Here is a 10,095-nt window from a genome sequence, read left to right as displayed (position 1 = left end):
GGGGGGGCCCCCCCCGCCCGTTCGTCTCTCCGGCGTCCCCGGCCCGTTCGTCTTCCGTCCCCGCGTCAGGTGCTGCGTCCGACGCGGGCGTTGTGGGGGCGCGTGCCCCGGTGGGTGTCCGGAGGGCCGGCCGGACGGCCGGCGACCGTGACGGCGACGGCGTCGCGGAACTCCTCGTAGGTGCGGGCGTCGAACTCGCCCGCCGCCGGGGCGTGGACGGTGGCCGCCGAGAGGGCCACGGCGCGGGTCAGCCGCTCCGGCCAGTCCAGCCCCTCCGCCAGGCCCGACAACAGGCCCGCGACCGCGGAGTCGCCGGCCCCGGTGGGGTTGCCGCTGAGCACGCGGGGCGGGGTGGCCCGCCAGGTGCCGTCGGCGGTCGCGGCGAGGAGTCCCCCCGGGCCGAGGGAGGTGACCACGGCGTGGGCGCCGCGCCGGCGGGCGTCGCGGGTGGCGGGCAGCGGGTCCCGGGAGCCGGTGAGTTCGGCGAGTTCGGCCGTGTTCGGCTTGATCATCTCGGGGCGGGCGGCGATGCCCCGGCGCAGGGCCTCGCCGCCGGTGTCGAGCAGGACGGGGACCCCGGCGGCGCGGGCGGTCCGTATGAGCAGCGCGTAGGCGCCCACCGGCACGCCGGGCGGCAGGCTGCCGCACAGGGCGACCGCCCGGGCGCCGGCGAGGAGTTCGCCGTAGCGGGACAGGAACCCGGCCCACTCGGCGGGGGTGATGTGCGGGCCCGGTTCGTTGAACTGCGTGGTGTCGCCCGAGGCTTCGTCGACGACGGCCAGGGTGCGGCGGGTGCCGCCGGCGCAGGGGACCAGTGCGTCCACCACGCCGGGCGAGTCCGCGAGGAGGTCGCGCAGGACCGTGCCCACCGGGCCGCCCGCGAAGCCGGTGGCGGTGACCTCGTGGCCGAGGGCCGCGAGGACGCGGGCCACGTTGAGGCCCTTGCCGCCGGGGCGTTCGCAGGCGCCGGTGACCCGGTGCGAGGTGTGCGGGTGCAGTCGCGGCACCCGGTAGGTGACGTCGAGTGCGGTGTTGAGCGTCACGGTGAGGATCATGGCAGGCCCCGGTCTCGGTGGATGCCGGGATCATGCCAAACGGAAGGCGGCCCGCCCAGTCCTGCCGGCCGACCGCCTCGTCCCCGCCGCCGATCGGGCGCTCAGGAAAGTGGGCTGACGACCCATTCGCCGCGCCGCATGACTCCCTTGACCTCGAACTCCGCGTCCAGGACGACCAGGTCGGCGTACTTGCCGGCCTCCAGCGAGCCGACCTCGTCGTACAGGCCGAGGAGCTTGGCCGGGTTCGCGGAGATGGCCTGGACGACGGACTCGACGGGGAGCTGGTCCACGGTCACCGACCGCTTGAACGCGGTGTCCAGGGTCAGGGTGGAACCGGCGATGGAGCCGCCTTCGACGAGGCGGGCCACGCCCTCCTTGACCTCGACCTCCAGCGGCCCGAGGTGGTAGGTGCCGTCGCCGAACCCGGCCGCGTCCATGGCGTCGGTGATCAGCGCGACGCGGTGCGCGCCCGCGTGGTGGAAGGCCAGTTCCAGCATCGCGGGGTGCAGGTGCGTGCCGTCGTTGATCAGCTCGACGGTGACCCGCTCGTCCTCCAGCAGCGCCGCGATGGGGCCGGGGGAGCGGTGCTCCAGGCCGGGCATGGCGTTGTAGAGGTGGGTGGCCACGGTCGCGCCCGCGTCGATGGCCTGGCGGGTCTGCTCGTACGTGGAGTCGGTGTGCCCGATCGCCGCGATGACCCCGTGCTCGGCCAGCAGCCGTACGGAGTCCAGCCCGCCCGGCAGCTCGGTGGCCAGGGTGAACATCCGGGCGGCGCCGTGCGAGGCGTCGATCAGCTTGCGGACCTCGGCCGGGTCGGGGTCGCGGAGCAGGTCCTCCTTGTGCGCGCCCTTGCGGCAGGGGTTGATGAACGGCCCCTCGAAGTGGATGCCCGCGATCTCGCCCTGCTGCGTCAGTTCGGCGAGCAGGCCCGCGCGCCGGGCCAGCTCGTCGAGGTCCCCGGTGACCGTGGAGGCGATCACCGTGGTGGTGCCGTGCTCGCGGTGGGTGCGTACGCCCTGGAGGACCTCTTCGGCGGTGCCGGAGGTGAAGGAGGCGCCGCCCCCGCCGTGGTTGTGCATGTCCACGAAGCCCGGGACGATCCAGTGTCCGGTCAGGTCCACGACGCGGGAGTCCTCGCGGGCGCTGCCCGCGACGCGCTCGCCGTCGACGATGACGCGGCCGCCCGTCACGATCCCGGTGGGCAGCACCACCTTGGCGCCGGAGAGAACAGTGCTGTGCGCGCTTCCGGACATCAGGCAGGTACCTCCGTGGCGAGTAGGTCCCAGGCGAGCAGCCCTGCGCCCAGGCATCCGGCGGTGTCCCCGAGGGCCGCCGGAACGATCTCGGGCAGCCGCTGGAACGTCACGCGCTCCTCCACGGCCGCCCGAAGTGGTGTGAACAAGGTTTCCCCCGCCTCGGCGAGCCCGCCACCGATGATCAGCGTGCGGGGGTCCAGCAGGGTGATCGCCGTGACCAGGCCGTCGGCGAGGGCGCCGATGGCGGTCTGCCACACCGCCCGGGCGCGTTCGTCGCCGGAGGCGACGGCCTTGGCGCAGTCGGCCGCGTCGGCTTCGGGGTCGCCGGAGGCGGCGGCCCAGGCGCGGCTGACGGCGGAGGCGGAGGCGAGGGTCTCCAGGCAGCCGCGTTGGCCGCAGCCGCAGGCGGGTCCGCCGGGTCGGACCACGATGTGGCCGATCTCGCCGGCGTAGCCGTGCGCGCCGGCCTCGATGCGGCCGGCGATGCCGATGGCGCCGGCGATGCCGGTGCCGAGGGGGACGAAGAGGAACCGGTCCGCGCCCCTGCCCGCGCCGATGCGGCCCTCCGCGAGCCCGCCCGTGCGCACGTCGTGGCCGAGGGCCACGGGGATGCCGCCGAGGCGTCTGCCGAGCAGTGCGCGCATGGGTACGTCGCGCCAGCCCAGGTTCGCCGCGTAGACGGCGATCCCGTTCTCGGCGTCGACGATGCCGGGCACGGCCACGCCGGCGGCCGAGGCGGCCGTGGAGTAGCGGGCGCGGCCCAGGTCGAGCAGTTCGCAGGCGAAGTCCAGGATCGTCTCGACGACGGCTTCGGGGCCCCGCTCGCGGCCGGTGGCGCGGCGCGCCTCGTGCAGCAGGGTGCCGTCCTCGGCGACGAGGGCGGCCTTCATCCCGGTGCCGCCCACATCGAGGGCGATGACGTGTTTCACGGGTTTCACAGAGACAGTCTCGCGCGCTGAGGAGGCAAAGGTCTAGTCCAATGGGGAGGATTGTTGAGCGGCCATACAAAATCGGGACCCGTGTCCGGGCAACAGTCCGGACACGGTCCGGGCGCGGGGCGCTCCAGGATGTGGACGCGTCGCCAAAGTGGTGTAGACCTTACGTCGAATCGTACGTACAACAAGGGGTGGATCGAGAACTGTGAAGGGCCGTTACCTGAGTCTGGCCGCGACCGGGGCCGCGCTGTGCCTGACCACGACGCTGACCGGCTGCGGAACCGTGTCGGCGCTCACCGGGGACAACGAGGTGACCCTCCGGGTCGTGGCGGCCGACTACGGCGACAATCCGCAGAACTCCTCGACCGGCTACTGGAAGGGCCTCGCCGAGAAGTTCCAGAAGGACCACCCGGGCGTCAAGGTCGAGGTCAGCGTCTACTCCTGGACCGAGGTCGACGCGAAGGTCGCCGAGATGGTCAAGGCGAACAAGGCACCCGACATCGCCCAGATCGGCGCCTACGCCGACTACGCCGAGGCGGGCAAGCTCTACACCGCCGACGAACTGCTCTCCGTGCAGACCGAGGCCGACTTCCTCGCCCCGCTCGCCGACGCCGGCAAGCACAAGCGCACCCAGTACGGCCTGCCCTTCGTGGCCAGCACCCGACTGCTCTTCTACAACGAGAAGATGCTCACGGACGCGGGCGTGCTGGCGAAGGACGCCAAGGGCGGCTGGCAGCCGAAGAGCTGGGCGGAGCTGGAGGCGGCCGCCAAGAAGCTCAAGGGCAACGGCGTCCCCACCCCCTTCGCGCTGCCGCTCGGCCGCGAGGAGGCCCAGGCCGAGACGATGAACTGGCTCCTCGCGGGCGGTGGCGGCTACACCGACAACGAGGAGAACTACTCGATCGACTCCGCGGAGAACGTCAAGACGCTGGAGTTCCTGCGCGACAAGATGGTCGGCCAGGGCCTGACCGGCTCCGTGGAGCCGGGCAAGTACGACCGCCAGGGCGCCTTCGACGCCTTCACCCGCAGCGAGGTCGGCATGCTCAACGGCCACCCCACGCTGATCAAGCAGGCCACCGCGAAGGGCCTCAAGTTCGGCATGGTGCCCATGCCCACGGTCGACGGCACCGAGCACTCCGCGATGGGCGTCGCGGACTGGGTGATGGCCTTCAAGAACGGCCACAAGAAGGAGTCCGGGCAGTTCCTCGACTTCCTGTACCAGGCCGACAACGTGACCTCCTTCACCAACCAGTACGGCCTGCTGCCCGTCACCACCAGCGGCTTCCGGGCCATGCAGAACGCCACCGACGGCTCGGCCCCGCAGCTGAAGACCTTCCTGGCGGCCCTGCCCACCTCGAAGCTGTACCCGGTCGGCAAGAAGTCCTGGGCGGGCGTCAGCGAGGACGTCAAGAAGAACATCGGCTCGACGGTCAAGCCCGGCGGACAGCCCGAGAAGGTCCTGGGCGAGATCGCCCTGTCCGCGCGGAAGGCGGACGGGGACCAGTGACGCCCGCACCGACACCGCCCCGGGGCCCCCGGGGCGGTGTCGGTGGGCGGCGTTAATCTGGCCGTATGACGGACGACGGGCGGTTGACGGCCACCGAGGCCGCCGTGCTCGCGTACGAGGGACGTACCTGGTCGGGGCCCGGCGCCAAGGAGCGGGCCATTCGCGAAGGACTGGGCATGCCCCCCGTCCGGTACTACCAGCTGCTCAACGCCCTGATGGACGATCCCCGGGCACTGGAGCACGCCCCCGGCACGGTCAACCGACTCCGCAGGATCCGCGAAGCGCAGCGAGCCCGGCGATAGCCGTCCCACGACCGGACCGTTAGGGTCGTGCCCATGGGGAGCCACCCGCACGATCTGCCGATGCCCGTGCCCGCCACAGCCGCCGGACGCGAGGGACTCGAAGCCCTGCTCCGCGCACCGCGCCGGTCCGTCGTCGCCCTCGACTTCGACGGCACCCTCGCCGACATCGTTCCCGACCCCGACCAGGCCCGCGCCCACCCGGACGCCGTTCCGGCACTGGCCGCGCTCGCCCCCGAGGTGGCCGCCGTGGCCGTCGTCACCGGCCGACCGGCCGGCGTCGCCGTCCGCTACGGCGGCTTCGCCGGCGTCCCGGGACTGGAGCACCTGGTGGTGCTCGGGCACTACGGGGCCGAGCGGTGGGACGCCGTCACCGGCATCGTGCACGCGCCCGCCGAACACCCCGGGGTGGCGGCCGTACGCGCCGAACTCCCGGGCTTCCTGGAGTCCATCGGGGCCTGGCGCGGCACCTGGATCGAGGAGAAGGGCCAGGCGCTGGCCGTCCACACCCGCAGGGCCGCCGACCCGGAAGCGGCCTTCGCCGCGCTCCGCGAGCCCCTCGCCGACCTCGCGGCCCGACACGGGCTGATGGTCGAGCCGGGACGGGCGGTGCTGGAGCTGCGACCGCCCGGCATGGACAAGGGCGTCGCCCTGACCGAGTACCTCGCGGAGGTGGGCGCCGAGGCGGTGCTGTACGCCGGGGACGACCTCGGGGACCTCGCCGCCTACGCCGCCGTCGAGAAGCGCCGGGCCGACGGACTGCCCGGGCTGCTCGTCGCCAGCGGCTCCGAGGTGCCCGAACTCGCCTCCCGCGCCGACCTCGTCCTCCCCGGCCCCGGACAGGTCGCCGCCCTCCTGGCGACGCTGGCCGCGACCCTGCGCGCCTGACGACCCTGACGACCCCGGCGACCGGCGGGAACCCCCGCCGGCCGCCGCTCGCTCACACGTCCCGCAGGGTGTCCAACTGGGCGCGGAACCAGCGGGCCGGAGGCAGGGCCGTCGCCGCGGCGGCCAGCCGCTTGGTGCGCTCCGTCCGCTCCGACCTCGGCATCGTCAGCGCCAGGTGCAGCGCCTGCGCCGTCTGCGTCACGTCGAACGGATTCACCGTCAACGCGTCGTCGCCCAACTCGCCGAACGCCCCCGCACCCGTGGACAGGACCAGGGCGACGCCCCGCTCCGAGACCACCGGGATCTCCTTCGCCACCAGGTTCATGCCGTCCCGCACCGGGTTGACCAGCGCCACGTCCGCCAGCCGGTAGGCCGCCAGGGAACGCGCGAAGTCGTCCTCCACCGACACCAGCACCGGCGTCCAGTCCTCCGTGCCGAACTCCGCGTTGATCTCCGCGGCGAGCACCGCGACCGCCTCCGTGTACGACCGGTACACCGCGAGGTCCTGCCGCGAGGGGTACGCCGACGCCAGGTGCACCACCTTGCCCACCCACTCGGGGCGGGTGGCGAGCAGCTCCCGGTAGGCCAGCAGGCCGCGCAGGATGTTCTTCGACAGCTCCGTGCGGTCCACCCGCACGATCGTCTTGAGGTCGCCGACCTCCGCGCGCAGCGCCGCCAGCTTCGCGTCCACCTCCGGGCGGTGGGCCAGCGCCCGAAGCTCCTCGCCGTCCACGCCCAGCCCGAAGACCGCCACCTCGGTGCCGCGCTGCGGCCAGATCGAGTACCGGCGGTGCTCGACCCTCGTGCCGTGCACGCGTGCCAGGCCCCACGCGTCGTCGAGCTCCATGGACCCCAGGAACGCCGCCGCCCACTCCTGGGTGTGGAAGCCGAGCAGGTCCGCGCCGAGCATGCCCCAGGACAGCTCCTCGACCACGTACTGCGGGAGGATCCGCAGGGAGTCCGGCGAGGCCCACGGGGTGTGCGTGAAGTGGGCGATCCGCAGGTCCGGCCGCAGGACCCGCAGCATGCCCGGCACCAGCGCCAGGTGGTAGTCCTGCACCAGCACCGACGCGCCCTCGCCGGCCTCCTCGGCGAGCGCCTCCGCGAAGGCCCGGTTGTAGGCGCCGTACGACTCCCAGAGCCGCCGGAACTCGGCGTCGAAGGCCGGCTCGCGCGGGATGTCGTACAGGTGGTGGTGGGTGAACCAGAGCACCGAGTTCGCGATGCCGTTGTACGCGTCGTCGTAGACCGCCGGATCGATGTCCAGCATCCGGACCCCGGGCTCGGACACGCCCCGACGCACCGCCTCCCGGTCCGCGTCCGACAGCGCCGCGCAGATCCACAGCGTCTCCGGCTGCTCCGCGAGGGCGGCGGAGAGCCCGGAGACCAGACCGCCCCCGCCGCGCCGGGTGTCGAGGGTGCCGTCTTCGGCGAGGGAGTACGAGAGCGGGCCGCGATTCGCGGCGACGAGTACCTGAGAAGCCATGCGCCGAACCTAGCCCGGCCGGAACCCGCTCAAACGTCCGGTTCGTCACGCCACCCGGCGGCCCGCGTACTCCTTGACCTCGATCATCGGCGGCCGTTCCTCGGTGTCGACGGCGTACGTCCGCGGCACGAAGCCGTCCGGGCCCCGCTCGAACTGCGTCAGTTCCGGCCGTACGAGGTGCCCGCGCGACAGACGCAGTTGCGCCGTCCGGTAGATCGCCGCGGCCATCCGGCCGAGCGCCTGACCGTCCTGGTGCCGGTGCACCCGAACGCCGACGTCCACCTGGGCCAGCGCGTCCAGCCCGACCGTGTGCAGCGCGTCCACCAGCAGCCCCAGCTCGACGCCGTAGCCGACGGGGAACGGCAGCCGCTCCAGCAGCGACCGGCGCACCGCGTACTCGCCGCCCAGCGGCTGGACGAACCCCGCCAACCGCGGCCAGTGCAGGTTGAGCAGCGGGCGGGCCACCAGCTCCGTCACCCGGCCGCCCTGCCCGGGCGCGTCCCCCAGCGGGCGGTCGTACATCGCCTTCACGAACTGCACCTCGGGGTCGGTCAGCAGCGGACCGACGATCCCCGACACGAAGGAGGCCGAGAAGTCGCGCAGGTCGGCGTCCACGAAGCAGACGACGTCGCCGGTCGTGGCCAGCAGGGAGCGCCACAGCACCTCGCCCTTGCCGGGCAGGGCCGGCAACCGCGGCAGGATCTCGTCGCGGTGCACCACGTGGGCGCCGGCCTTCGCGGCCACCTCGGCCGTCCGGTCGCGGGAGCCCGAGTCGACGACCACCAGCTCGTCCACCAGCGGCGTCGCCGGCCCCTCGATCAGCTCGCGGCGGATCACCTCGACGATCTCGCCGACCGTGGCCTCCTCGTCGAGCGCGGGCAGCACCACACTGACCGTGGTGCCCGCCGCCCGTTTGCGGTCGAGCAGCTGGTCGAGCGGTCGATCGGCAGCGGACCAGGAGCGGTCGGCCAGCCAGCGCTCCACCTCTTCCAGCACTTTCGGCACTCCCTGATGGGTCGGACGATCGTCGGCGGTTTCGGGCGAAATGTGATCCATCTCGCCGTTCGGACGGCTGTCTCAACCGCCCGGGGCTTCGGTTACAGTCTTGAACAACGCGATGGACCACCGCATGCCGGGGGTCCGCGTGCACAAACGCCCGGGCTCGCCATGGAGTGCGTCACCCGGTGCCATACCGCTCATCCAGAGGGGCAGAGGGACACGGCCCGTTGAAGCCCCGGCAACCCTCCAGTCGGTCTCGCGATCCCGCACGTCAGCGGCGTCAGCGAGGTCCCCGGCTAGGGAAGGTGCCAATTCCGTCTCATGGCGAAGTGCGCCATGGGGAAGATGAGGAGAAAGGGCCTCGCCATCATGGCTGCACAGACTGTCGCCACCTCTGCCGAAACCGTCGATCTCGGTCCCGCCACCGGCCTTTCCTGCCGCGAGTGCGCCACCCGCTTCGAACTCGGCCCGATCTTCGCCTGCGCCGAGTGTTTCGGACCGCTCGAAGTCGCCTACGACCTGCCGACCGGTGACCCCGAGGCGCTGCGCGCCGCGATCGAGGCCGGCCCGAACAACATCTGGCGCTACGCGCCGCTGCTGCCCGTCCCGGCGGACGTGGCCTCCAAGCCGAGCCTGAACCCCGGCTTCACCAAGCTCGTGGACGCCGAGAACCTGGCCAAGGAGCTGGGCGTCACCGGCAAGCTCTACGTCAAGGACGACTCCGGCAACCCGACGCACTCCTTCAAGGACCGCGTCGTCGCCATCGCCGTCGAGGCCGCCCGCGCCTTCGGCTTCACCACCCTCTCCTGCTCCTCCACGGGCAACCTGGCCGGCGCCGTCGGCGCCGCGGCCGCCCGCGCCGGCTTCCGGTCCTGCGTGTTCATCCCGCACGACCTGGAGCAGGGCAAGGTCGTCATGGCCGGTGTCTACGGTGGCGACCTGGTCGGCATCGAGGGCAACTACGACGACGTCAACCGCTTCTGCTCCGAGCTCATCGGCGACCCGCTGGGCGAGGGCTGGGGCTTCGTCAACGTCAACCTGCGCCCGTACTACGGCGAGGGCTCCAAGACCCTCGCGTACGAGATCTGCGAGCAGCTCGGCTGGCGGCTGCCCGACCAGATCGTCATCCCGATCGCGTCCGGCTCCCAGCTGACGAAGATCGACAAGGGCCTCCAGGAGCTGATCAGGCTCGGCCTCGTCGAGGACAGGCCGTACAAGATCTTCGGCGCCCAGGCCGAGGGCTGCTCGCCCGTCTCGACCGCCTTCAAGGCCGGTCACGAGGTGGTCCGCCCGCAGAAGCCGAACACCATCGCCAAGTCGCTGGCCATCGGCAACCCGGCGGACGGCCCGTACGTCCTGGACATCGCCCGCCGCACCGGCGGCTACGTCGAGGATGTCAACGACGAGCAGGTCGTCGAGGCCATCAAGATCCTCGCGCAGACCGAGGGCATCTTCGCCGAGACCGCGGGCGGAGTGACCGTCGGAGTGACGAAGAAGCTCATCGAGAACGGGCAGCTCGACCCCTCGCTGACCACGGTCATCCTGAACACGGGTGACGGTCTCAAGACCCTGGAGGCGGTGGCCGCGGACAGCGGGCAGACCGCCACCATCCGCCCGAGCCTGGACGCGTTCCGCGCCGCCGGCCTGGCCTGACCCTCCTCCCGTACTCC

At 72.5% G+C, this 10,095-nt stretch carries 9 protein-coding genes and 1 riboswitch; of the genes, 4 read left to right on the top strand and 5 right to left on the bottom strand.

The features are described 5' to 3' along the window. Positions 1-65: 65 nt before the first annotated feature. From OTB19_RS17200 to OTB19_RS17190, 3 genes are all read right to left on the bottom strand, one after another. On the bottom strand, positions 66-1,055 hold the full coding sequence (locus tag OTB19_RS17200) for a 1-phosphofructokinase family hexose kinase (protein ID WP_267799117.1): 990 nt from the start codon (positions 1,053-1,055) through the stop codon (positions 66-68). A gap of 101 nt (positions 1,056-1,156) precedes the next feature. Beyond that, positions 1,157-2,308: an N-acetylglucosamine-6-phosphate deacetylase gene (nagA, locus tag OTB19_RS17195; protein ID WP_267799115.1), complete on the bottom strand. Its 1,152-nt coding sequence runs from the start codon at positions 2,306-2,308 to the stop codon at positions 1,157-1,159. Next, the gene (locus OTB19_RS17190) at positions 2,308-3,240 is read right to left on the bottom strand and encodes an ROK family protein (RefSeq protein ID WP_267799134.1); all 933 of its coding nucleotides are present in this window, start codon (positions 3,238-3,240) and stop codon (positions 2,308-2,310) included. Before OTB19_RS17190 ends, nagA begins: the two co-directional genes overlap by 1 nt. A gap of 211 nt (positions 3,241-3,451) precedes the next feature. On the opposite strand from OTB19_RS17190, the gene OTB19_RS17185 reads away from it, so the two are divergent. The 3 genes from OTB19_RS17185 to otsB all read left to right on the top strand — a co-directional run bounded on the left by OTB19_RS17185 (position 3,452) and on the right by otsB (position 5,940). After that, on the top strand, positions 3,452-4,753 hold the full coding sequence (locus OTB19_RS17185; RefSeq protein WP_267799113.1) for an extracellular solute-binding protein: 1,302 nt from the start codon (positions 3,452-3,454) through the stop codon (positions 4,751-4,753). A gap of 65 nt (positions 4,754-4,818) precedes the next feature. Continuing rightward, positions 4,819-5,055 (top strand): DUF3263 domain-containing protein, encoded by a 237-nt coding sequence (locus tag OTB19_RS17180; protein ID WP_053681130.1) that lies wholly within the window; start codon positions 4,819-4,821, stop codon positions 5,053-5,055. 33 nt (positions 5,056-5,088) lie between these two features. Then, a complete protein-coding gene (gene otsB, locus OTB19_RS17175; protein ID WP_053681128.1) occupies positions 5,089-5,940 on the top strand; it encodes a trehalose-phosphatase in 852 nt (283 codons plus the stop codon). 52 nt (positions 5,941-5,992) lie between these two features. Here otsB and OTB19_RS17170 read toward each other — a convergent pair whose 3' ends face one another. After that, the gene (locus OTB19_RS17170) at positions 5,993-7,426 is read right to left on the bottom strand and encodes an alpha,alpha-trehalose-phosphate synthase (UDP-forming) (RefSeq protein WP_267799111.1); all 1,434 of its coding nucleotides are present in this window, start codon (positions 7,424-7,426) and stop codon (positions 5,993-5,995) included. Between the two features lie 45 nt (positions 7,427-7,471). Then, positions 7,472-8,422: a glucosyl-3-phosphoglycerate synthase gene (locus OTB19_RS17165; RefSeq protein ID WP_267799110.1), complete on the bottom strand. Its 951-nt coding sequence runs from the start codon at positions 8,420-8,422 to the stop codon at positions 7,472-7,474. Between the two features lie 197 nt (positions 8,423-8,619). Then, a riboswitch (SAM riboswitch) is annotated at positions 8,620-8,777 on the top strand. Positions 8,778-8,794: 17 nt separating this feature from the next. Here OTB19_RS17165 and thrC point away from each other — a divergent pair. Beyond that, positions 8,795-10,078 (top strand): threonine synthase, encoded by a 1,284-nt coding sequence (thrC, locus tag OTB19_RS17160; RefSeq protein ID WP_267799109.1) that lies wholly within the window; start codon positions 8,795-8,797, stop codon positions 10,076-10,078. Positions 10,079-10,095: the final 17 nt, after the last annotated feature.

It is taken from the genome of Streptomyces sp. H27-H5, from assembly GCF_026627505.1.
In the GTDB taxonomy this organism is placed as follows: domain Bacteria; phylum Actinomycetota; class Actinomycetes; order Streptomycetales; family Streptomycetaceae; genus Streptomyces.
Note: the sequence above shows the minus strand (reverse complement) of the source record. Positions and strands in the feature narration are given on the sequence as shown.